Below are 21,486 nucleotides of genomic sequence, written 5' to 3'. Positions count from 1 at the left end.
ATCAGCAGCATGATCGTGCCGTGCATCGTGAACGCCTGGTTGAACTGCTCGTTCGACATGATCTGCAGGCCCGGACGGGCCAGCTCGGCGCGCATCAGCAGCGCCATCACGCCGCCGATCAGGAAGAACGCGAACGACGTCGTGAGGTACATCGTCCCGATCGTCTTGTGATCGGTGGTCGTCAGCCACTTCACCACGACATTGCCGGGCTGCTTGCGCCTGACCGGCAGCTCGTCCGCGTACGCGCCTTCAGCTGCCGCGGCACCCTGGGGTTCGTTGAGGATGCTCACAGGTTGTTCGTCTCCCGGTTCTTCTCGTGGCTCGTCTGCGCGATGCCGGCGGGAATGTAACCGGTCTGCCCCTTCTTGGCGAGGTCCTGGAGGTGCTTCTGGTACGCCGCAGGGGAGACGACCTTCACGTTGAACAGCATGCGCGAGTGGTCGACACCGCAGAGCTCGGCGCACTTGCCGAGGAAGGTGCCCTCGTGGTTGGGGGTCACCTGGAAGGCATTGGTGTGGCCCGGGATGACGTCCTGCTTCATCAGGAACGGCACCACCCAGAAGGAGTGGATGACGTCACGAGAGGTCAGGACGAAGCGGACCGTCTTGCCCTTGGGCAGCCAGAGCGTCGGACCGGGGTTGTTCGTGTCCGGGTTCCGCGTGCCCGGGGTACCGACGTCGTAGACACCGCCGGCGTTCGCCGGGAAGTCCTTCTTGAACCGGTCCGGAATGGCGTCCAGGTTCTTGTCGGTCTTGGCGTCGCCGGAGACACCCGGGACGTTCTCGACGTAGTTGAAGCCCCAGCTCCACTGGAAGCCGACCACGTTGACCGTGACGTCGGGCTTCTTGGAGAGGTCCAGGAGCTTGGACTCGTCCCGGGCCGTGAAGTAGAAGAGCACCGAGATGATGATGATCGGGACCACTGTGTACAGGGCCTCGATCGGCATGTTGTACCGAGTCTGCGGAGGTACCTCGACCTTGGTGCGGCTGCGCCGGTGGAACATGGCGCTCCACAGGATCAGGCCCCACACCAGCACGCCGACGGCGAGCGCGGCAGCCCAGGAGCCCTGCCACAGCGAGAGGATCCGCGGAGCCTCTTCCGTGGTCGGGGTGGGCATGCCAAGGCGGGGGAAGTCCTTGTATGTGCAACCGGTTGCGGTCGCCAGGACCAGGCCCGCGGTCAGTGCCTGCAGCAGCTTCCGCCGCATCGGGCGCCGCGGCGAGCGGTCGGAGCCGTTGGGACTCACGTAGCGCCTTCCCGAGAGTCTCGCCCGCGCGGTCGGCTGCGGCCTTCTCGCTGGTCGGTCGCCGCCCTGCGTCGGGCAGGGGTTTGGATGTTTATGCGGACCAAACCCTAGCCCACCCTCTCCAGGGGTTCGCGGGGAGGGGTGCCTACTGACTCGGGTGGTTCGCTGAATTGGCGGCTGCGGGCCCGTTGTGGCTGGTCGCGCCCCGCGGCGGAGCCGCTGATGTCGCAGCCCCGCGCCCCTTTGAGGCGCTGCCCCGACCGGCGGTTTAGCGTTGCCGTATGGCCTACTTTGACGCTGCTTCCGCCGCTCCCCTCCATCCCGTGGCCCGTCAGGCGCTGTTGGCCTCTTTGGATGAGGGATGGGCCGATCCTGCACGGCTGTACCGGGAGGGACGCAGGGCCCGGATGTTGCTGGACGCGGCGCGGGAGGCAGCTGCCGAGGCCGTGGGGTGCCGGGCGGACGAGGTGGTGTTCACGTCGTCGGGGACCCGGGCCCTGCACAGCGGGATCGCAGGGGCGTTGGCCGGGCGGCGGCGGGTTGGGCGTCACCTTGTCGTGTCAGCTGTCGAACATTCCTCCGTGCTCCACGCGGCGGAGGTGTTCGAGGCCGATGGCGGTGCGGTCACCCGAGTGGCCGTCAACCGGGCCGGAGCCGTCACCCCCGCGGACTACGCCGCCGCCCTGCGCCCGGACACCGCGCTGGCGTGTCTGCAGTCGGCCAACCACGAGGTGGGCACCGCGCAGCCGGTCGCCGAGGTGGCCGAGGTGTGCCGGGGCGCCGGGGTGCCGCTGCTGGTGGACGCGGCGCAGTCGCTGGGGTGGGGGCCCGTCGGGGGCGACTGGTCGCTGCTCGCGGCCAGTGCGCACAAATGGGGCGGGCCGTCCGGGGTCGGACTGCTCGTCGTGCGCAAGGGGGTGCGGTTCGCCGCCCAAGGGCCCGCCGACGAGCGGGAGTCCGGGCGGGCGCCCGGGTTCGAGAACATCCCGGCGATCGTGGCGGCGGTGGCCTCCCTGCGGGCGGTACGGGCCGAGGCGGCCCAGGAGGCGGTACGGCTGCGGGAGCTGACGGAACGGATCCGGACGCGGGTACCGCAGGCCGTACCGGACGTGGAGGTCGTCGGCGACCCCGAGCGGCGGCTGCCCGGGATCGTCACCTTCTCCTGCCTCTACGTCGACGGCGAGGCCCTGCTGCACGAGCTGGACCGGGAGGGCTTCTCGGTCTCCTCCGGTTCGTCCTGCACGAGCAGCACCCTGACGCCCAGCCATGTGCTGAGGGCGATGGGGGTGCTGAGCGAGGGGAACGTACGGGTGTCCCTGCCGATGGGGGCGGCCGAGGAGGACGTGGAGCGGTTCCTCGCGGTGCTGCCGGGGGCGGTGGCGGGGGTCCGGGAGAAGCTGGGCGCACCGGCGGCACCGGCCGCCCAGCAGGGTCCCGGGGAGGTGCTCGTCGACTCCCTCGGCAAGCGGTGCCCCGTCCCGGTCATCGAACTGGCGAAGGTGTTCGGTCAGGTGCCGGTCGGCGGGACCGTACGGGTCCTCTCCGACGACGAGGCGGCCCGCCTGGACATCCCGGCATGGTGCGAGATGCGGGGGCAGGAGTACGTCGGGGAGGAGCCGGCGGAAGGAGGTACGGCGTACTTGGTCCGCCGGACGAGCTGACCGGCCTCGGGGTGCGGGGCTGGGTGGCAGACGAAAAGCCGCAGCTCAGCTCAGGTGGGCCTGGACTTCCTGCGCGGCCTCGTCCCCGTACGCCTTGGTGAATCGCTCCATGAAGTGCCCGCGGAGCAGCCGGTACTCCTGCGTCCCCACGGTCTCGATGACCAGCGTCGCCAGCATGCAGCCCACCTGAGCGGCGCGCTCCAGCGAGACGCCCCAGGCCAGTCCCGACAGGAACCCCGCGCGGAAGGCGTCGCCGACACCCGTGGGGTCGGCCTTGCGCTCCTCCTCCGGGCAGCCGACCTCGATCGGGTCCTCGCCGACCCGCTCGATGCGCACGCCCCGCGAGCCGAGCGTGGTGACGCGGTGGCCGACCTTGGCCAGGATCTCGTCCTCGCTCCAGCCGGTCTTGGACTCGATGAGGCCCTTCTCGTACTCGTTGGAGAACAGGTACGTCGCGCCGTCCAGCAGTATCCGGATCTCCTCACCCTCCATCCGGGCGATCTGCTGGGAGAAGTCGGCGGCGAAGGGGATCCGGCGGGAGCGGCACTCCTCGGTGTGGCGGAGCATCGCCTCCGGGTCGTCGGCGCCGATGACGACCAGGTCGAGGCCGCCCACACGGTCGGCGACGGTCTTCAGCTCGATGAGCCGGGCCTCGCTCATCGCACCGGTGTAGAACGAGCCGATCTGGTTGTGGTCGGCGTCGGTGGTGCACACGAAGCGGGCGGTGTGCAGGGTCTCGGAGATCCGGACCGAGTCGGTGTCCACGCCGTGCCGGTCGAGCCAGGACCGGTACTCGTCGAAGTCGAAGCCGGCGGCGCCGACCAGGATCGGCCTGGTGCCGAGCTGGCCCATGCCGAAGGCGATGTTGGCGCCGACGCCGCCCCGGCGCACGTCCAGGTTGTCGACCAGGAAGGAGAGCGAGACCGTGTGCAGCTGGTCCGCGACGAACTGGTCGGCGAAACGGCCGGGGAAGGTCATGAGGTGGTCGGTGGCGATGGAGCCGGTGACTGCGATGCGCACGTCGGCATTCTCCTGCGGGAGGCTGGATTGACAGTTCACGCTACCCGGTCGGCTGCCGGGGCTGTAGGTGGCGAAACTACCCGATAGTAGATCTTTCTTCGCGGCTTGAGCAGGCCTACGGTGCGGTCATGACGAACCTCAAGTTCCGCTCCGCCGCCCCGGCCGACCTCGACGGCGACCTCGACGGCGGCCTCGCAGCGCTGCGCGGCGACTGCGCCCGGATGGCTCCGCACTGGACGGTTCCCGAGCACGCGACGTCACGGCCGGTGCCGCCGTCCCTGATTCACGGGGTGAACGTGCCGGCGCGGTCCGCGCGGCTGCTGGACGCGATGTCGGACTACGGCGACTGACGCGCGGGCGCACTCCGCAGGGAACCGCACGCTCCCCTCGCGCGTCCCATCGCCGTCCCCCAGGCGGGGGATGCGGGATACGACCAGCGAGGAGCGATGCGGTGAACACCGAGCGACCCGAGAACCGCGAGCACCCCGAGGGCTCCGAGCAGCCCGAGAGCGCCGTGGGCCCTGGGGGTGCCGGGAGCCAGGAGGGCTCCGAGGGAGCCGAGGACTCGGGAAAGCCCGAGCCGACGATCGCGACGGAGGACGGCGCGCCCGGGAAGGACGACGGCAAGCACAGCACGGACGACGCGGACGACGTTGTCGGCGCTGAGGCCGCTGTCGGCGCTGAGGTCGCTGATGGCTCTGAGGCGGCTGTCCGCGCTGAGGGGCCCGGCGGCCCGGAGAGCGACATGGAGGGTGGGCGTGCCGGGCGGCGGCGGTCGCGGCTCGCCGTCGTCTCCGTCGCCGCCGCCGTGCTGCTGGTCGGCGGCGGTGGCGCCTATCTCGCGGCGAGCAGTGACGCCGGAGGCCGTACCCCCGGCGACGGTGCCCCTCCCGGGCCGCTCGCCCTGGACGGCTGGAGCGGCACGGGCGGTATCGCCCCGGGCGAACCGGACCCGTACGGGGCGACGTACATGGCCCGGGGCGATCTGCCGGCCGGGCCCGGCTCCGCGCCGGTGTACGTCCCGGAGGGCCAGGTCGGCAAGGACGCGGTGGTCCGGCTGGCCAGGGCGCTCGGTGTCGGCGGCGCTCCGGTGGCCGAGGGGCGGATCTGGCGGGTCGGCGGCAAGGACGGCTCCGGGCCGAGCCTCCAGGTGAACCGGGACGCGCCGGGAAGCTGGACCTACAGCCGGTATGCGCCGGGCACCGACGACTGCAGGAAGGGTGTGCTCTGCGTGCACGACCCGATGGCCCCCGCGGGCACCGCGGTGAGCGTGGCGAAGGCGACCGGGGCCGCCGCGCCGGTGCTGAAGGCGGCCGGTCTGGACGACGCGAAGATCGACGCGAGCCAGGTCATGGGCAGCCAGCGGGTGGTCAACGCCGATCCGGTGGTCGGCGGGCTGCCGACGTACGGCTGGACGACCGGCCTGACCGTGGACCGGCGGGGTGAGCTGGTGGGCGGGCACGGACTGCTCGGGGCTCCGGCGAAGGGCGACACGTATCCCGTGCTGAGTGCCGGGAAGACGCTGAAGCTGATGAACGCGGCCCCGAAGGGCGACCACCGGATGGGGATCGGCGGCTGTGCCAGCCCGATGCCGCTGAAGGACCGGCTGGAGCGGCCCTGCGGGGAGTCCACGGGCGTGCCGAAGCAGGGAGCGGACCCGGGCACCGACACCGTCACCGTGGAGAAGGCGGTCTTCGGGCTGGCCTCGCACTCCGTCGCCGGGCGGCAGACGCTGGTGCCGTCCTGGCTGTTCGAGGTGCGGGGGCCGGCCGGCCAGGGCGCGTCCACCGTTGCGTATCCGGCGGTCGATCCCCGGTATCTGGCCTCGGCGGCCACGCCCCCGGCTCCGTCGGCTTCCGGGACGCCGACGCCCCGGACCGTGCGGGTGACCGGCTACCTGGCCGACGATCGGGAGCTGACCGTGAGCTTCTACGGCGGGGTGTGTGCCGACTACGAGGTGGCCGCGAAGGAGAGCGGCGAGCGGGTGACCGTGACGGTGACCGAGCATCGCCGGCCGGACAAGGTGTGTGTGCTGATCGCCAAGGAGTACGTGAAGACGGTACGGCTGGCTGCGCCACTGGACGGGCGGACGGTGGTCGGTGCCGACGGCAGCCGTATTCCGCAGGGCAAGCCGGGGGCACTGCGTCCCCACACGCCGGCACGGACTCGCTAGCCTCCCGGCGTACGACGAAGGCGGCGGCCCCGTGCCGGGGTCGCCGCCTTTTCAGACCGTCGGCTCAGCTGAAGGAGTCGCCGCAGGCGCAGGAGCCGGTCGCGTTCGGGTTGTCGATCGTGAAGCCCTGCTTCTCGATCGTGTCCACGAAGTCGATGGTGGCGCCGCCCAGGTAGGGAGCGCTCATCCGGTCGGTGACGACCTTGACCCCGCCGAAGTCCTTCTCGACGTCGCCGTCGAGCGAGCGCTCGTCGAAGAAGAGCTGGTAGCGCAGGCCGGAGCAGCCGCCGGGCTGGACGGCGACACGCAGCGCGAGGTCGTCACGGCCTTCCTGGTCGAGCAGGGCCTTGACCTTGGCCGCGGCGGCGTCGGTCAGGATGATGCCGTCGGTGACGGTGGTGGTCTCGTCCGATACGGACATCTACATCTCTCCCGGGTTGTACGGAGACTGCTTGCCGACGAGTGCAACCGGCGCTTCCGCGGATTCATTCCGGGCCGGGCAGTCCTGTCGCGTTTTTCCTTCTCTTCATGCTCGCACATGCCCGTGAGCACCGGCAGCGGCCTGTGGAGGGACCTTGCGGGGAGTCGGGCGGGATTCACGTCACATCGACGCTATGGCCATCGTCAAACTGACGTGAACCAGTTATGATAGATAGCGTCAGTTAGACGAAAAGTAGAAAGGGTGCGTGTCGTGACCACCGCCCAGACCCCGGAGCTCGACGTGCAGCCGACTCCGCTCGCCCTGCTGCTGCTCGGCCGTGAGGCCGACCCGAAGAGCGAGCGGGGCGTCGAGTGCCCCGGTGACCTGCCGTCGCCGTCCGACCCCGACCTGGTCGAGCGCGCCCGCGCGGCCAAGGAGAAGCTCGGCGACAAGGTCTTCGTGCTCGGCCACCACTACCAGCGCGACGAGGTCATCCAGTTCGCCGACGTCACGGGTGACTCCTTCAAGCTGGCCCGGGACGCGGCCGCGCGCCCCGAGGCCGAGTACATCGTCTTCTGCGGTGTGCACTTCATGGCCGAGTCGGCGGACATCCTCACCTCCGACGACCAGAAGGTCGTACTGCCCGACCTCGCCGCCGGCTGCTCCATGGCCGACATGGCGACGGCCGAGCAGGTGGCGGAGTGCTGGGACGTGCTGACGGAGGCCGGGGTCGCCGAGCAGGTGGTCCCCGTCTCGTACATGAACTCCTCGGCGGACATCAAGGCGTTCACCGGCAAGCACGGCGGCACGATCTGCACCTCGTCCAACGCCAAGCGGGCGCTGGACTGGGCCTTCGAGCAGGGCGAGAAGGTGCTGTTCCTGCCGGACCAGCACCTGGGCCGCAACACCGCCGTCCGGGACATGGGCATGTCCCTGGACGACTGCGTGGTCTACAACCCGCACAAGCCGAACGGCGGCCTGACCGCGGACGAGCTGCGCGCGGCGAAGATGATCCTGTGGCGGGGCCACTGCTCGGTCCACGGCCGCTTCAGCCTGGACTCGGTCAACGACGTGCGCGCCCGCATCCCCGGCGTGAACGTCCTCGTCCACCCCGAGTGCAAGCACGAGGTCGTCGCCGCCGCGGACCACGTCGGCTCGACGGAGTACATCATCAAGGCCCTGGAGGCGGCCCCGGCGGGCTCCAAGTGGGCCATCGGCACCGAGCTGAACCTGGTCCGGCGGCTGGCGAACCGTTTCGCGCCCGAGGACAAGGAGATCGTCTTCCTCGACAAGACGGTCTGCTTCTGCTCGACCATGAACCGCATCGACCTGCCGCACCTGGTCTGGGCCCTGGAGTCCCTGGCCGAGGGCAACCTGGTCAACCGGATCGAGGTCGACAAGGAGACGGAGGCGTTCGCGAAGCTGGCGCTGGAGCGGATGCTGGCGCTGCCGTAGTCCGAGAGCCCCAGGAGTCCACGGCCCCCGGCCGGCCTCTTCGGCCGGCCGGGGGCGTCGTCGTCAGGGATGCCCGCAGAACGGTGCCGAAATACTCAGGCCGCCGTCGACCACCAGGTTCTGGCCGGTGATGTACTCGGCGGCGGGCGACAGCAGGAAGTCGACGGCGTCGGCGACCTCCTGGGGGGAGCCGGGGCGGCCCTTGGGGATGTGCGGGACGATGTCGTCGGCGGTCAGGCCGGTGGCCCTCAGGTAGTGGCCCAGGGAGTCCGTCGTGATCATCCCGCCGGTCACCACGTTGACGTTGACACCCTTGGGCGCCAGCTCGGCCGCGAAGTAGCGGGCCCAGGCCTCCAGGGCCGCCTTCTGGGCGCCGATGGCCGCGTATCCGGGGATGGCACGCCCGGCGGCCAGCGACGAGACGGCCGCGATCCGTCCCCCGCGGTCCATGAGCCGGACGGCGTGCTGGGCGGCAACCACGAAGGACTGGGAGTTCATGGCGTGGCTGCGCGCGAGGTGGCGCAGTTCCACCTGCTCAACGGTCTTCGCGGGACCCGCCGCCGCGTTGGCGACGAGGTGGTCGAGCCGGCCGTACCGCTCCTCGACGAAGGCGAACAGCTCCGCGATCTGCCCGGGGTCCTCCACGTCGGCCCGGCACAGGCTGCCCTCTCCCCCCGCCTTCTCCACCTCCTCCAGGGCGCTGTGCGCGGCCTCCTCGTCCTGCTTGTAGTTGATCACCACATGGCCCCCGCGCCGGGCGAGCGTGACCGCCACGGCCCGCCCGATGCCTCGGGAGGCGCCCGTGACGAGGGTGACCTGGTCCGATCCCGTACGTCCGCTCACGCGGCATCCCTCCGCCCGGCGCCGAAGTCCTCCGGCCCGCACCAGCGCAGCACCGTGCCGCCGTAACTCATGCCCGAGCCGAACGAGACCAGCAGGACCTCGTCGCCGGGGCGCAGCCGGCCCGACTCGACGGCCTCCCACAGGGCCAGGATCACGCTGGACCCGCTGGTGTTGCCGAGCCGGTCCGCCACGACGACGCCCTTGCTCTCCGGCTGGCCGAGTTCGCGGACCAGCCGGCGCAGCAGTGTCGGGTTGGCCTGGTGGGAGACGATCAGGTCGACGTCGTCCAGCGTGGTCCCGGCCGCCTTGACGACCTGTTCGACGAAGTCCGGGATGACGTCCAGCGCGAAGTCGCGCACTCCCCCGCCGTCCATGCGCATGTAGTTGGGCCCGCTGAAGCGGTTGGGCAGACCCTCGGGCGGGTCCAGACGCTCCGTGAAGGCCGTGTAGTACAGCTCCGGTTTGGTGCGCATCAGCGTGGGCCCGACCCCCTGCCCGTCCCGGCACGCCTCCAGCAGGTAACAGCCCGCGCCGTCACCGAAGATGGCGTGCCCGGTGCGGTCCTCGGGGTCCAGGCACTGGGCGACCGTGTCGGCGATGACGACGGCGACCCGGTTGTACTCCCCGGAGCGGATGTACTTCACGCCGACGTCGAGCGCGAACACGCCGCCCGCGCAGCCGCCCGCGTTGATGTCGAAGCCCCTGATGTCGAAGAGGCCCGCCTTGCGCAGCACGGCCGCGGCCATGGCCGGCAGCATGTGGTCCGGGGTGCCGGTGCAGCAGATGACGAGGTCTATGGTCTCCGGGGCGATGCTCGCGCGGGCGCAGGCGTCCTGGAGCGCCCCGACCGCGAGGTCGGAGGTCAGCTGGCCGGGCCGGGCCACCCGGCGCGTGGTGATTCCCAGCTTGGTCCGAATCCATTCGTCACTGGTGTCGAAACGGGCGACGATTTCTTCGTTCGATATCTCGAGGTCGGGCACAAAACGCCCTACCGACCGAATGCCCACGGATACCGGAGCAGTATTCCACACCGTCCGCACACCCCTTTCCAAAAGGCTTGCCTTGTATTGCACGGTCACTCACGATTAAATAATCCTGCCGCGTTTCGGCTCCGTTTCCAGGAAAGGTCCTCATGTCTCGTGCCGTTGCTCTCATCACCGGCGGAACCTCGGGTTTGGGTCTCGCGACCGCACAGCGGCTGCAGGCCGACGGCATGCGGGTGGTGCTGGTCGGCCGCTCACGGGAGCGGGGTGAGGAGGCGGTCTCGCGGCTGGGCGGCGAGGCGGTGTTCGTGCCCGGGGACGTCGCTGTCGAGGGCGATGTGGAGCGGGCCGTCGGGGCCGCCGTCGAGCAGGGGGCGCTGCGGGCCGTGGTGAACTGCGCGGGCCGCGCGCACGCGGCGCGGGTGGTGAGCCGCTCCGGTCCGCACCCCCTGAAGGAGTTCACCGAGGTGATCGAGGCCAATCTGATCGGCACCTTCAACGTCGTCCGCCTGGCCGCCGACGCGATGGCGGCCAATGAGCCGGTCTCCGCAGAGCGCGGAGTCATCGTCAACACCGCCTCCATCGCCGCGTTCGACGGCCAGATCGGGCAGGCCGCCTACGCCGCCTCCAAGGCCGGAGTGGCCGGCATGACCCTGCCTCTGGCCCGGGACCTCGGGCCGTTGCTGATCCGGGTGGTCACCGTGGCCCCGGGGCTGTTCGACACCCCGGCGGCCGATGTGCTGCCCGCCGACAAGAAGGCCGAACTCGCCGGACTGGTGCCTCATCCGCGCAGGTGGGGAGCGGCGGAGGAGTTCGCGGAGCTGGTGCTCCACATCCTCCGCAACCCCATGCTCAACGGCGAGACGATCCGGCTCGACGCCGGCCTGCGGCTGCCGGCCCGCTGAGCCGGCCGGGCCGTTCGCACGGCGCGCGGGGCGGGCATCGGTTGGCCCCGCGCGCCGTGCAGCTACCACGCGACCGGCAGTTCCTGGCATCCGTAGACGATGGCGCCGTCCCGCATCCGCACCTGGTCCGCCGGGACCGTCAGGCGCAGTCGGGGCAGCCGGTCGAGCAGGACCTGGAAGCCGATCCGCAACTCGGCGCGGGCCAGTTGCTGGGCCACGCACTGGTGCACGCCGAAGCCGAAGGCCACGTTGCCGGAGGGCACGCGCGCGATGTCGAAGCGGTCCGGGTCCGTGAAGCGCTCGGGGTCCCGGTTGGCGGCGGGCAGCGACACGGTGACGGTCTGCCCGGCGCGCACGGTCTCCCCGCCCAGCTCCACGTCCTCGGCCGCGCCGCGCGAGATGCCGAACTGGATGACGGTCAGATAGCGCAGAAGTTCCTCGACGGCGCTGTTCATCAGTCCGGCGTCGGCGCGCAGGGCGGCGAGCTGGTCCGGGTGGGTCAGCAGGGTGTAGGTGCCCAGCGAGAACATGTTCGCGGTGGTCTCGTGGCCCGCGGTGAAAAGCTGGAACGCCACACTGGTGAGTTCCACATCGGAAAGTTCCGCCGACTGCACGAGTCCGCTCAGCAGATCGTCGCCGGGCTCTTTCTGCTTGAGCGCCACGACATTCGCGAGGAATTCGAAGATGATGCGGTAGCAGTCCTTCACCTCCTCGGCGGAGGAGTCGATGCGCAGCATCTTCTCGGAGACGGGCTGGATGTCCTGCCAGTCGGCGTACTGAATTCCCAGGAGATCGCAGATGACCCGGGACGGCAGCGGCATGGCGAACGCGGTGACGAGGTCCGCGGTGTCCGCGCCGTCCGCCTGCATCCGGTCGATCAACTCGTTCGCGACCGCGGCGATCTTCGGTTCCATCTCCCGCATCCGGCGGGTGCTCAGCTCGCCGGTGAGCAGCCGCCGGTACTTGGTGTGCTCCGGCGGGTCCATGCCGACGAACATGCCGGGCACGTCCTCCTCGGGTGGCTGGCCGTCGCCCAGGACGTCATGCACCGCGGAGTGCCGGATGCGCGGGTTCGAGCTGAACCGGGAGTCGGACAGCACCTGCCGGGCCAGCTGGTGGCTGGTGACGATCCAGCCCTCATGGCCGTCGGCATAGGTCAGCGGGGCCACGGGGCAGCGCCCGCGCATCTCGGACAGCTCCGGCGGGGGATCCAGCGGGTGGACCCGTGCCGTGGGGATACGGGGTGGCGTGGTTTCCTGCTGGGTCATACGCGCTCCTGGTTCGTGGTGCGGGCGCGGAGCAGTTCCGCGGTGCGCTCCGCGAGGGCCGTGCGCTCCGCTGCGGACAGCAGGCCCTCGGGCGAGGTGATCTCGATGCTGAGCCGGCCGTCGTACGAGGTGACGACGAACAGCAGCAGGCCGTGCATGGTGGTCGTGGTGTAGCCGCGGAAGTCCGTGATGCGCAGACCCCGCGGTGCGGTGAACTCGGGGATGGGACCGAGATTGGTGACGACGAGGTCGACGGAGACGGGTTCGGCGGCGGCGAACTGGCCGGCCTGGAGGATCGCGCGCTCGGCCTCGCCGTCGTCGATGGCCTTGTCGAGGCGCTCCTTGATGACCCGGCCGACTTCGGTCGGATCGGCGCCGCGCGGGACGGAGACGGCCGTCTCGACGCCGCTGACGAAGTTGGTGGACTCCTCGACGGTCACCACCGGTTCGGTCCGGTTCCGCAGGTCCACCGGGCAGCCGCAGACCAGGTCCAGGGCGTCCGCGCCAGGGCGTCCCTCGCGTACGGCGACGGTCGCGGCGCCCGCCACGAAGCCGTGCACCGAGAAGGAGTCGGCGCGCAGCACGTCCCGCAGCAGGGCGGTGTCCTCGGTGTCGAGCCGCAGCCGCTGGGGCACCACCCGCAGCGGCTCCGGGGAGGGGGCAGCGGCCAGGGCCGCGCGCAGTGCGTCCCGGTCCACCGCGCTCTCCACGACACCGGCCGTGTGACGGTCCTTCAGCAGGGTCTCGGCGGACAGCTGGGCCGGGGCCGCGGGGGTGGCGTAGGGCGATGTCCGGCCCTCGGTGAGCGCGGTGTAGTTGCGGCACAGCTTCTCGAGCAGGGTGACGCCGCCGCGCCCGTCGATCATGCTGTGGTGCAGGACGAGGATGATGCGCGCGCTGTGCTCGGAGCGCACGAGGACGAGCCGGCACAGCTGCTCGGTGGAGTCCAGCGGGCGTGCCATCTCGGCCAGGTAGACGGCCTCCTCGTCCTCGGGTGTGCCGTCGGTCTCCCGCAGGGTGACCTCGGGCAGCCGACCGGGCGGAATCCGGAAGAAATAGCCGTTCTCGTCCCGTCCGAGATTTCCCGTCAGGAGTGGAACCGCATGGCACAGCGCCTTGAACGCCTGGATGAGTCGGCCCGGGTCCACTGCGCCGGCGGCGGCTATCGAATAAGAACCGGACCAGTCGACAAACGCGTGATAAGCCTCGCTGGGATCCAGGTACCGCAGCCGTGACATCAAGACTCATTCCCATCGGAGCCGTCCAGTAAAATACCGTGCGCCGGCGTTCCGAATTGGTTCGGCAAGAATTCTCACGGAACGCGTGACCTCAGTATTTCCGGACGTCACCCGAGGTGTCTTCCGCCCAAGAACCAGGTCCGCGAGCCCGTCTCCGGGCCGGGCTCGCCGAGCTGGGACCTGGACCATCGACCAGTGTGGTGAACGCCGCGTGGAACGGGTCAGGCGCCGCGGGCTCCGATGGAATGGCCGTGGGGCGTGGTGAAGGAGCCCATGGCGGCGATGAGCTGGGCTCTCGTGCTGACGCCGGACTTGGCGAGCACGTTGGAGACATGGAACTTGACAGTTTTCTCGGTGACGCACAGGGCCGTCGCGATGGCCTTGTTGGACAGCCCCTGACAGAGCAGGGCGAGGACGCCGTTCTCGCGCTCGGTGAGCAGGTCCCGGAAGCGGTGGTCCACTCCCGGGGGCGTACAGCCTGCTCGGACGGCCTGCAGCAGACAGGCGGTGAGCTCCGAGGAGGCGAAGCCGCCGTCATCCACGACCGCGTGGACGGCGTGGACGACGTCGTCGTTGGCCGCGTTGCGGTGGACGACTCCGCGCACATTGCCTCTGACCAGGTCGGCCAGTCGCTCGGGGCTCATCGCCTCGATGCCGTAGACAACGGTGGCAGGAGGGCTGGAGACGGCCCGGTCCAGTTCCTGGACCAGTTCGGTCAGCCCGGCCTCCAGCAGGACGACATCGGGTCGGAATTCGGCAACCCCCTTCACCGCCTGTCGTTCGTCCGCCGCTTCCGCGACCACGGAGATTCCCGGGTCCTGAGCGAGCAGCATTTTCAAACCGAATCGTGCGTGCGGATGACTGTCGCACACCATGACATCGACCGGGTTCCGTATGGAATGGAACCGACTCTTACCCGTGAGACTGACCGGCAATGGGCTCCCCCTACCTCGTACCGTCAACCTCAGGCAGGCTAATCGAACGCCGGTGCGCCACACAAGAGTTCAGCCACCTCGACTCGATCACATCGCAAATATGTACGCTTTCATTCATTTCTCCGTTCGCGCTCGCCCAGTACCACGTCTGTCACGGAAATCGCCTCGCACGGGCAGTTGTCCGACGCGATCTTGACTGATTTCTCGCTGCCGGGTGGCGCAAAATGCTCGTGGAGGATCACGCGGCCGTCCGTGTCCCGTTGGTCGAATATCTCCGGCGCGCTCAGCGCGCACATGCCCGAGCCGCAGCAGCGGTCCAGGTCGACGGTGATGCGCAGGGTCACGGACAGGCCACCGGCTCCCGGCGCCGGACCGGCGACACCGTCATAGGCATGTGATTGGGGTTGACCGTGGCCCACGGCATCTCCTTGACCTTGACTCCGTCGGCGAGCGTCAGCTGCCAACGGCGGACGATCGTGCCCAGCACCACATGCATCATCGCCCAGGCGAACTGTTCGCCGATGCAGTGCCGGGGACCCGCCCCGAACGGTGTGTAGGCGCCCTTGGGGAGACGTGCGACCGGCATGTCCAGCCAGCGGTCCGGGTCGAAGCGCAGCGGGTCGGGGAAGAGGTCGGGGTCGCGGTGCACGGCGTACGGGCTGTAGAACAGCTCGGTGCCGGCCTTCACATGGCCGCCGCCCAGCGGGAAGTCCCGTACGGCGCGCCGGGAGATGACGAGGATCGGCTGCCGGACCCGCATGAGCTCCTGCAACACCCGCCGGTTGTAGGGCAGGTTGCCGACGTCGGCCATCTCGAAGTCCCGCTCGCCGACGACCTCCAGGACCTCCGCGCGCACCCGCTCCGCCATCTCCGGGTGCCGGGCCAGCTCGTAGAAGAGCCAGGCCATGGCGGTGGCGGCGGTCTCCGAGCCGGCCATGGTGACCGAGACGATCTGGTTGCACAGCTCCTCGTCGGTCATCGGACGTCCGGTCTCCGGGTCACGGGCCGCGAGCAGCATGGACAGCATGCCCGCCGTGCCGGGTTCGGCGGCGCCCTGCCGGTAGGCCAGCATGACGCGGCTGATCGCCTCGCGGAGCTGGGCGAAGGCCGCGTCGAAGCGGCGGTTCATGGGCAGCGGCAGCTTCTCCAGCAGGTCGCCCGGCGACACCGTGCGCCACATGATGGCCTCCAGCACGGTGGGCAGGATCGCCGCCAGCTCCTCGTGCGCGGCCCGGTCCACGACCGAGCCGAACATGGTGCGGGCCAGGATGTTGAAGGTGATGTCCCGCATGGCCTTGTCCACCGGGATCTCGTCGCCGGCCCGCCAGTGCGCGGTCTTCTCCTCGGTGACCTCGCGCATCACCTCGACGTACCGGGTGATCTCGTCACGGTGGAACGAGGGTTTGATCATGGCCTGCTGGCGGCGGTGCTCGTCGCCGTAGGCGTGGATCACGCCGTTGCCGGTGAGCGGGCGGACCTTGTCGTAGAACCGGCCCTTGTCCAGCAGATCCTTGCGGTCCGTGAGCAGGGCGTGGATCAGCGGCGGTGAGGTCACGAACAGCGAGGGCATCGGGCCCAGGTCCACGCGGACCAGGTCGCCGTGGGCGCGCAGCGAGGTCAGAAAGCCCAGCGGGCCGCGCATCAGGGCCAGTGCATGGCCGAGTCCGGGCACCCGCCCGGGGGCGGTCGTGTACGAGACGCTCACGCGTGCGCCTCCGAGGTCGGCGCGGCCAGCCGGCAGTAGGCGCGGTCGCTGTAGACGGTGCGGTCCAGGTGCAGGGTGAGCATCCCGGAGCGGACACCGTTCCACCGGTGCCCCGGCCCGTTGTAACGGGACGTCAGGTACGACCACTGGAGGTTGCCGGCCATCATGTGCCACAGCGCGTCCAGGTAGGCGCGGATGTCGTCGCGGCGGCCCAGTTCGCCCGCCTCGATGGCCGCCCTGGCCTTCATGAACTCGGCCCGCTTGCCGTCGATGAGGGCGAACAGGCGGTCCACACCCTCCTGGAGGCCGAGTCCCTCGCTCAGCCGCAGGACCGAGAGGGCGTTGACGTAGTCGTCCATCATCGCCTCGGCCCGGAAGGAGAACATGTCGTTCGTCAGCATGATGTGCACCAGCGCGATGTCGATGATCTCGCGCAGTTCCGCGTGCCGCTCAAGGTCCTCGGTCAGGTCGATGCCGAGCCCGTACTCGCCGAGCACGAAGTACATGCCCATGCCGACGCTGTCCTTGCGGACGCCTATGTAGGTGTCGTAGTCGAAGACCCGGTCCTCCGTGCGGGAAGTGATCTCGTGGACGCACCCGGCGAGGAAGCGCCGCACCTCCGCGAGGAACCGGTCCCACACGGCGGGCGGCATGTCCGCGCGCATCTCCTTCCACAGTCCCTGGAGGACCGAGCCCCACATCTCGGTGCCGTCGGCCTGCTCGTCGAGGATGCCTGCCAGCAGGACGAACAGTTCCTGGGCCGCGGCGGGGTCCTTGCCGAGCTTGTCCCGGTCCACCATCGCGTTGTCGAACACCGAGAGGTACTCGGTGTACTTGCACAGGTGGCGCAGCCGGTCCTCGCGGGCCGTGGGCAGCACCAGACAGGTCCACAGGGAGGCGGTCTCCTCCAGGAGGAGGTCCATCTCCCGGGGGTCGTCCATGGCGAAGCCCATGGTCTCGCGGACCCAGGCGTCCGACTCCCGCCGGATGTCCTCCGTCTGCGGGTGGCTGCACGCGGGGAGCAGATAGGGGAACTCTGGGAGATAGATCTCCGTGCCGTCCGAGAACGGCTTCGGGATGGTCGACATCCGGTCATTCACCTTTCACGATGCACGCAGGCTGCCGCCAGCGACTCCAGCTCGGTCAGCGCGGGAGGCTGGAGGCCGGCGCCGCGCAGGGCCTGGACCGCTCCGGTGTGCCGCTCGCCGATCATCCGCTCGATGACGGCGGGCGCTCCGGTCGCGCGGACCACGTCCCGCAGTTCGGCGAGGTCGTCGAGACCGAGCCACTCGGATCCGTAGAGCAGGTCCAGCCGGGCGTGCTGCGCGGGGTCCGCCATGTTCCGGGCGACCGTGATGAGCGCGGTCGGCTTGCCCTTGCGGGCGTCGTCCAGCGGCTCCTTGCCGGTCAGCTCGGGCGCGCCGAACAGGCCGATCATGTCGTCGCGCAGCTGGAAGGCCTCGCCCAGCAACAAGCCGAAGGTGTCGTACGCCGCGAGCAGCGCCTCGTCCGCGCCGGCCAGCGCCCCACCGATCTGCAGGGGATAACGGATGGTGTAGCTCGCCGTCTTGTGTCGGACGATCTTCAGCGCGTCGGAGAGGTCGCCACCCCGTGCCTCGCCGACGAGGTCGAGGAACTCCCCGTACAGCGCCGAGATGCGCAGCCGGGCGAACAGCCGGCGGGCACGCTCGTCCTGTACCACCAGGGGGCTGTCGTGGTAGATCTCCTCCGACCAGACCAGGCAGGCGTCCCCGGCGAGCAGCGCACCGTGGTGCCCGAACGCCTGGCTCTCGCCCTGCCAGTCCTGTTCGGCGTGCCACTTGTCGAGGGACAGGTGGACGGTGGGCCGGCCGCGCCGCAGATCGCTGTGGTCGATGATGTCGTCGTGGATCAGGGCCGCGGTGTGGAACAGCTCCAGCGCGGCGGCCACCGCGACGAGGTCGGTGTCGTCCGCGGATCCGCCGGCGCCGCGCCACCCCCAGTAGCAGAACAGGGGGCGGATCCGTTTGCCGCCGTTCAGGATGAAGTCCCGCAGGACCACGAGCACCTGGCGGGCCGCCGGGTCGGGCTCGTCAGTGATCCGCCGCTGCAGGAAGCACTCGAGACTCCGGTCGACCCGCGCCGTGACGGCCGCGCTTTCCGTCAGCGCGTCGGTGAGGGTCACCTGTCGCGCCTGACGACCTTCATGGGCAGCTCCCCGGGAACGAGGGCACCCATGGCGATCGGCTTCACCGGCTCGCCGGTGATGGGCTGCACGGACCAGCGCTGCAGCAGGGTCGCGAGGACGGTCTGGGTCTCGAACCAGGAGAAGGACTCGCCGATGCAGTTGCGGACACCCGCGCCGAACGGCATGAACGCGCTGCGCGGCACCTCCTTGGCCCGCTCGGGCAGCCAGCGGTCGGGGTCGAACGCCTCCGGGTTGTCGTACACCTTCGGGTCGTGGTGGACGGCGTAGATGGAGTACAGGACCTCGGTGCCGGCCGGGATGAGGTGACCGCCGAGTTCGGTGGCCTTCACGCACTTGCGGCCCAGCGCCCACACCGGCGGGTACAGCCGCAGCGCCTCCTGGATGACCCGCCGGGTGTAGTCCAGGGCGCGCAGGTCGCCGGCCTCGACCGGACGGTCGCCGACGACCTCGTCGACCTCCTCCTGCATCCGGCGCTGCACCTCGGGGTGGCGGCCGAGCAGCATGCAGGTCCAGCTCATGGCGCTCGGCGTGGTCTCGGACCCCGCCGTCAGGAGCGTCATGAACTCGTCCTGGATCTGCTTGTCGGTCATCGACTTGTTGCCCTCGTCACGCGCGGTGAAGAGGAGGTTCATCAGGTCGTCCGGCCGCTCGCCGATGCCCTTGTCCTTGGCCCGGTAGTCGGCGATGATGCGCCGCCCCATCGAGTAGAGCCGGCCGATCGCGCTGTGGAACTCCCGGCTGGACTTGTTGGGAATGCGGTCGAGCAGGCCGGGCGGAATGGCCGCGCGCTTCTCCACACCGGAAATCACGATCGGCATGGACTTGTAGACCTCGGCCACGTCCTGTTCCACCATGTCCGTGGAGAACAGCGCCTTGATGACGATGCGTACGGCGAGTTCGTAGAACATGTTGTACATGCCGACGCGCTGGCCGTCCCGCCAGGTGTCGAACACGTCGGTCGCCGACTCGCGCATCACGTCGACATACGTGGCGATCTTCTCGTGGTGGAAGGCCGGCTGCATGAGCAGGCGCTGCCGGCGGTGGAAATCACCCTCGGACAGCAGGATTCCGTTGCCGAGCAGCGGGCGCGCCTGGTCGAACTGCATCCCCTTTTCGAAGGACTTGGCCTTGCGGACGAGAATGTCGTACAGCATGTCGTGGTCGCTGACCACATAGGCCTGTTTGGTGCCGAGCCAGATCCGTACCAGGCCGCCCTGCTCGCTGACGCTCTGGAAGAACCTGAGCGGGTTGCGGAACATCTGTACGGCGTGGCCCGCGAGCGGAATGCGCCCCGGCATCGGAGGAACTGACGGTGCGGCGGTCGCGAGTGCCATGGTTCTTCTTGCCTCCGTGGGTGGGACGTAGAGGGGGGTACGTCGAGGGGATGCAGGACGGCCGGGCGCGGGTCAGGACCAGGTGACGGGCAGCTCGGCGAGGCCTCGGAAGACGAATCCGCCCGGCAGGTACCGGGGCTCGAAGCCGTCCGCGAGGCGCAGTCCGGGCAGCGCCTCCACCAGCGTCTGCAGGGCGATCTGCGACTCCAGGCGGGCGAGGGAGGCTCCCACGCAGAAGTGGATGCCGTGGCCGAAGCCGAGGTGGCGCGGCGGGCCCTGCCGGTCGAGGCGGAAGGTGTCGGGGTCGTCGACCCACTCGGGGTCGCGTCCGGCGGCGGCGAACATCACGCGCAGCCTGGCCCCTTCGGGGACCTCGGTGTCGCCGACCCGCAGGGCCTTGGTGGCGACGCGAGGCGCGCCCTGCACCGAGGAGTCGAAGCGCAGCGCCTCTTCCACGGCGGCGGGGACCAGCTCCGGGTCCTTGACGATCTGCTCCCACAACGCGCGGTCGCGCAGCAGCTGGTGGACCGCGTTGGAGATCAGGTTGGTGGTGGTCTCGTGCCCCGCCGCGATCATCACGCGCAGGGCGACGACGGCGTCCTCGACCGTGCACACCGGGTCGTCCGCGTCGGCGGCCCGCACCAGTTCGGTGAGCAGGTCGTCGGCGGGCTCCTGGCGGCGCTGCTCCAGCAGGCCGAGCACGTACTTCTCGTACGTCACCACGTTGCCGGCGCAGTGCACCTGCTGCTCCGGCGGCAGCGGGACGACCTGCAGGGCGAGCCACTCGTTGTTCCACTGCTTGACCGTGGCCCGGTCCTCCTCCGGGATGCCGATGATGTCGCAGATCACCGTCATCGGAAGCGGGTAGGCGAATTCCTGGAGGAGATCGCAGCCGTCCTTCGCCGTGATGTCGGCGACGAGCCGCTTGGCTATCTCCCGGATCGACGCCTCACGGCGCCGCAGGGCGCGCGGGGTGAAGTACTCGCTGATGAGATTCCGGAACCGGGTGTGGGCGGGCGGGTCCACGTTGTAGAGGGCGACCCGGAAGAACAGGGAGTCGTCCAGGATCTCCTTCGCCTCCGGGCAGAAGGGATAGGAGCCGTCGAGGTTGTAGCGGCTCGTGAAATGCTCGTGGTCCCGCTGGACGGCCTCGATTTCCGCGCGTCCGGTGACGATCCATTCGTCCAGCGCGGTCTGGTGGGCGACCGGCTGTTCCTTTCGGGCGCGCGCGAATGCCGCGTAAGGACACGCGGTGTATTCCGGCGACATGGGGTCGAAGAGTTCTGCGGCGGAAGGGTCGGGCGACATCGGGAGCGCTTTCCTCCTGTATTCGGGCGGTCGCCGACCGCCGGTGGCGGCAGGATCTCGCCCGCACGATCGGATTAAAGGATCACCGACCGGCGATACGGGTGTCTTCCGCCGAGAGGCCAGGATCCGCGTGCCCGGCCAAAGACGAGGAGGTGCGGTTTCCTGGTCGCCGGACCAGGAAGCCGCACCTCCGTGAGAGCCGCCCGCGGGCCGCTGCACCCCTGCGGGCTCCGCGTCCGCGGCGTGGACGTGATCAGGCCGCCGATGGCGACCACCGCGAGAGGCTGGGCGATGAAGCCGCCCTCGCCGGTGACACCCAGGGCCATGGGAAGCAAGGCGAAGATCGTCGCGGGCGCCGTCATCAGGATGGGGCGGAGGCGGTGGCGGCCGCCCTCGATCACCGCGTCCACGACGCCGTAACCCTGTCCGCGGTACTGGTTGATCAGGTCGATCAGCACGATCGCGTTCGTCACCACGATGCCGATCAGCATCAGCATGCCGATCATCGCCGGGACGCCCCTCGGGGTGCCGGGGGCGACCAGCAGGCCGATCGCGCCCGTCGCCGCGAACGGGACGGAGACCAGGAGGATCTTCGACCGGAGCTCGGTGCCGATCGCGCCCGTGTTGTCACCCGTCGGCCCGGCCGTGACGGTGGCGGAGCGCCGGCCGTCGATCCGGGTCAGCGACACCGGGCCGTCCACCAGCTTCACCGTGGCGATGTCACCCGGCTTCACCGGGCCGAGGCGCAGCGCCTTCAGCTCCTTGTCCGGGCCCTGCTCAGCCCGCAGTACGCCGGGGTGGAG

Annotated in this window: 20 protein-coding genes and 1 pseudogene; 5 read left to right on the top strand and 16 right to left on the bottom strand. The window is 69.9% G+C overall.

Features of this window, described 5'->3' with window-relative positions; genetic code table 11:
• Both ACZ41I_RS03830 and ctaC read right to left on the bottom strand, forming a co-directional pair.
• Positions 1 to 290, bottom strand: a 290-nt coding sequence (locus ACZ41I_RS03830; RefSeq protein ID WP_468513064.1) for a cbb3-type cytochrome c oxidase subunit I, incomplete at its 3' end; no start/stop codon positions are given.
• Complete coding sequence (gene ctaC / locus ACZ41I_RS03825; RefSeq protein ID WP_363220235.1) at positions 287 to 1,246, bottom strand: aa3-type cytochrome oxidase subunit II; 960 nt, start codon at positions 1,244 to 1,246, stop codon at positions 287 to 289. The genes ctaC and ACZ41I_RS03830, both read right to left, overlap by 4 nt.
• A 281-nt stretch (positions 1,247 to 1,527) precedes the next feature.
• Between ctaC and ACZ41I_RS03820 the strand changes: the two genes are divergently transcribed.
• Positions 1,528 to 2,907, top strand: a complete 1,380-nt coding sequence (locus tag ACZ41I_RS03820; protein ID WP_468513063.1) for an aminotransferase class V-fold PLP-dependent enzyme — start codon at positions 1,528 to 1,530, stop codon at positions 2,905 to 2,907.
• Between the two features lie 45 nt (positions 2,908 to 2,952).
• Here ACZ41I_RS03820 and ACZ41I_RS03815 read toward each other — a convergent pair whose 3' ends face one another.
• Positions 2,953 to 3,927 (bottom strand): carbohydrate kinase family protein, encoded by a 975-nt coding sequence (locus ACZ41I_RS03815; RefSeq protein ID WP_363220233.1) that lies wholly within the window; start codon positions 3,925 to 3,927, stop codon positions 2,953 to 2,955.
• Positions 3,928 to 4,055: 128 nt separating this feature from the next.
• Between ACZ41I_RS03815 and ACZ41I_RS03810 the strand changes: the two genes are divergently transcribed.
• Both ACZ41I_RS03810 and ACZ41I_RS03805 read left to right on the top strand, forming a co-directional pair.
• Entirely contained in the window at positions 4,056 to 4,277 is a 222-nt protein-coding gene (locus ACZ41I_RS03810; protein ID WP_399773553.1) for a hypothetical protein, read from the top strand.
• A 101-nt stretch (positions 4,278 to 4,378) separates the two neighbouring features.
• Complete coding sequence (locus ACZ41I_RS03805; RefSeq protein WP_468513062.1) at positions 4,379 to 6,100, top strand: hypothetical protein; 1,722 nt, start codon at positions 4,379 to 4,381, stop codon at positions 6,098 to 6,100.
• Between the two features lie 64 nt (positions 6,101 to 6,164).
• Here the strand turns inward: ACZ41I_RS03805 and ACZ41I_RS03800 are convergent, their stop codons facing one another.
• Positions 6,165 to 6,521 carry an iron-sulfur cluster assembly accessory protein gene (locus tag ACZ41I_RS03800; RefSeq protein ID WP_028422454.1) on the bottom strand — a complete coding sequence of 119 codons (357 nt, stop codon included), beginning with the start codon at positions 6,519 to 6,521 and terminating at the stop codon, positions 6,165 to 6,167.
• 270 nt (positions 6,522 to 6,791) lie between these two features.
• On the opposite strand from ACZ41I_RS03800, the gene nadA reads away from it, so the two are divergent.
• Positions 6,792 to 7,976 carry a quinolinate synthase NadA gene (nadA, locus tag ACZ41I_RS03795; protein WP_468513061.1) on the top strand — a complete coding sequence of 395 codons (1,185 nt, stop codon included), beginning with the start codon at positions 6,792 to 6,794 and terminating at the stop codon, positions 7,974 to 7,976.
• Positions 7,977 to 8,039: 63 nt separating this feature from the next.
• On the opposite strand, the gene ACZ41I_RS03790 is transcribed toward nadA, so the two are convergent.
• Positions 8,040 to 8,819 carry an SDR family oxidoreductase gene (locus ACZ41I_RS03790; RefSeq protein ID WP_399773562.1) on the bottom strand — a complete coding sequence of 260 codons (780 nt, stop codon included), beginning with the start codon at positions 8,817 to 8,819 and terminating at the stop codon, positions 8,040 to 8,042.
• A complete protein-coding gene (locus ACZ41I_RS03785; RefSeq protein WP_363218102.1) occupies positions 8,816 to 9,826 on the bottom strand; it encodes a 3-oxoacyl-ACP synthase III family protein in 1,011 nt (336 codons plus the stop codon). Before ACZ41I_RS03785 ends, ACZ41I_RS03790 begins: the two co-directional genes overlap by 4 nt.
• A 125-nt stretch (positions 9,827 to 9,951) precedes the next feature.
• On the opposite strand from ACZ41I_RS03785, the gene ACZ41I_RS03780 reads away from it, so the two are divergent.
• Positions 9,952 to 10,707 (top strand): SDR family NAD(P)-dependent oxidoreductase, encoded by a 756-nt coding sequence (locus ACZ41I_RS03780; RefSeq protein WP_468323496.1) that lies wholly within the window; start codon positions 9,952 to 9,954, stop codon positions 10,705 to 10,707.
• A 62-nt stretch (positions 10,708 to 10,769) separates the two neighbouring features.
• On the opposite strand, the gene ACZ41I_RS03775 is transcribed toward ACZ41I_RS03780, so the two are convergent.
• The 10 genes and pseudogenes from ACZ41I_RS03775 to ACZ41I_RS03730 form a co-directional block, all read right to left on the bottom strand.
• The gene (locus ACZ41I_RS03775) at positions 10,770 to 11,975 is read right to left on the bottom strand and encodes a cytochrome P450 (protein ID WP_363218100.1); all 1,206 of its coding nucleotides are present in this window, start codon (positions 11,973 to 11,975) and stop codon (positions 10,770 to 10,772) included.
• Entirely contained in the window at positions 11,972 to 13,213 is a 1,242-nt protein-coding gene (locus tag ACZ41I_RS03770) for a phthiocerol/phthiodiolone dimycocerosyl transferase family protein (protein WP_399773571.1), read from the bottom strand. The genes ACZ41I_RS03775 and ACZ41I_RS03770 overlap by 4 nt, the downstream gene beginning before the upstream one ends.
• A 221-nt stretch (positions 13,214 to 13,434) precedes the next feature.
• Complete coding sequence (locus tag ACZ41I_RS03765; protein WP_363218098.1) at positions 13,435 to 14,046, bottom strand: response regulator transcription factor; 612 nt, start codon at positions 14,044 to 14,046, stop codon at positions 13,435 to 13,437.
• 212 nt (positions 14,047 to 14,258) lie between these two features.
• On the bottom strand, positions 14,259 to 14,492 hold the full coding sequence (locus ACZ41I_RS03760; protein ID WP_363218097.1) for a ferredoxin: 234 nt from the start codon (positions 14,490 to 14,492) through the stop codon (positions 14,259 to 14,261).
• A complete protein-coding gene (locus tag ACZ41I_RS03755) occupies positions 14,489 to 15,853 on the bottom strand; it encodes a cytochrome P450 (RefSeq protein WP_363218096.1) in 1,365 nt (454 codons plus the stop codon). Before ACZ41I_RS03755 ends, ACZ41I_RS03760 begins: the two co-directional genes overlap by 4 nt.
• Positions 15,850 to 16,941: a terpene synthase family protein gene (locus ACZ41I_RS03750; RefSeq protein ID WP_363218095.1), complete on the bottom strand. Its 1,092-nt coding sequence runs from the start codon at positions 16,939 to 16,941 to the stop codon at positions 15,850 to 15,852. The genes ACZ41I_RS03755 and ACZ41I_RS03750 overlap by 4 nt, the downstream gene beginning before the upstream one ends.
• Before the next feature lie 8 nt (positions 16,942 to 16,949).
• Positions 16,950 to 18,017 carry a polyprenyl synthetase family protein gene (locus ACZ41I_RS03745; RefSeq protein ID WP_363218094.1) on the bottom strand — a complete coding sequence of 356 codons (1,068 nt, stop codon included), beginning with the start codon at positions 18,015 to 18,017 and terminating at the stop codon, positions 16,950 to 16,952.
• Entirely contained in the window at positions 18,014 to 19,375 is a 1,362-nt protein-coding gene (locus ACZ41I_RS03740) for a cytochrome P450 (protein WP_399773578.1), read from the bottom strand. Before ACZ41I_RS03740 ends, ACZ41I_RS03745 begins: the two co-directional genes overlap by 4 nt.
• Before the next feature lie 72 nt (positions 19,376 to 19,447).
• Positions 19,448 to 20,683, bottom strand: coding sequence for a cytochrome P450 (locus ACZ41I_RS03735; RefSeq protein WP_399773580.1), 1,236 nt, complete (start codon positions 20,681 to 20,683; stop codon positions 19,448 to 19,450).
• A 242-nt stretch (positions 20,684 to 20,925) separates the two neighbouring features.
• Positions 20,926 to 21,444 (bottom strand): annotated as a pseudogene (locus tag ACZ41I_RS03730) (efflux RND transporter permease subunit); the annotation flags it as partial.
• Positions 21,445 to 21,486 lie beyond the last annotated feature (42 nt).

It is taken from the genome of Streptomyces sp. NPDC030799 (assembly GCF_055572255.1).
Note: the sequence above shows the minus strand (reverse complement) of the source record. Positions and strands in the feature narration are given on the sequence as shown.

Excerpts from the sequence above, each read along its gene's own strand:
- ACZ41I_RS03765 (WP_363218098.1), bottom strand. The coding sequence starts at position 14,046 with ATGCTGCTCGCTCAGGACCCGGGAATCTCCGTGGTCGCGGAAGCGGCG.
- ACZ41I_RS03740 (WP_399773578.1), bottom strand. The coding sequence starts at position 19,375 with ATGGCACTCGCGACCGCCGCACCGTCAGTTCCTCCGATGCCGGGGCGC.
- ACZ41I_RS03735 (WP_399773580.1), bottom strand. The coding sequence starts at position 20,683 with ATGTCGCCCGACCCTTCCGCCGCAGAACTCTTCGACCCCATGTCGCCG.
- ACZ41I_RS03780 (WP_468323496.1), top strand. The coding sequence starts at position 9,952 with ATGTCTCGTGCCGTTGCTCTCATCACCGGCGGAACCTCGGGTTTGGGT.
- ACZ41I_RS03820 (WP_468513063.1), top strand. The coding sequence starts at position 1,528 with ATGGCCTACTTTGACGCTGCTTCCGCCGCTCCCCTCCATCCCGTGGCC.
- ACZ41I_RS03750 (WP_363218095.1), bottom strand. The coding sequence starts at position 16,941 with ATGTCGACCATCCCGAAGCCGTTCTCGGACGGCACGGAGATCTATCTC.
- ACZ41I_RS03775 (WP_363218100.1), bottom strand. The coding sequence starts at position 11,975 with ATGACCCAGCAGGAAACCACGCCACCCCGTATCCCCACGGCACGGGTC.
- ACZ41I_RS03810 (WP_399773553.1), top strand. The coding sequence starts at position 4,056 with ATGACGAACCTCAAGTTCCGCTCCGCCGCCCCGGCCGACCTCGACGGC.
- ACZ41I_RS03800 (WP_028422454.1), bottom strand. The coding sequence starts at position 6,521 with ATGTCCGTATCGGACGAGACCACCACCGTCACCGACGGCATCATCCTG.
- ACZ41I_RS03770 (WP_399773571.1), bottom strand. The coding sequence starts at position 13,213 with ATGTCACGGCTGCGGTACCTGGATCCCAGCGAGGCTTATCACGCGTTT.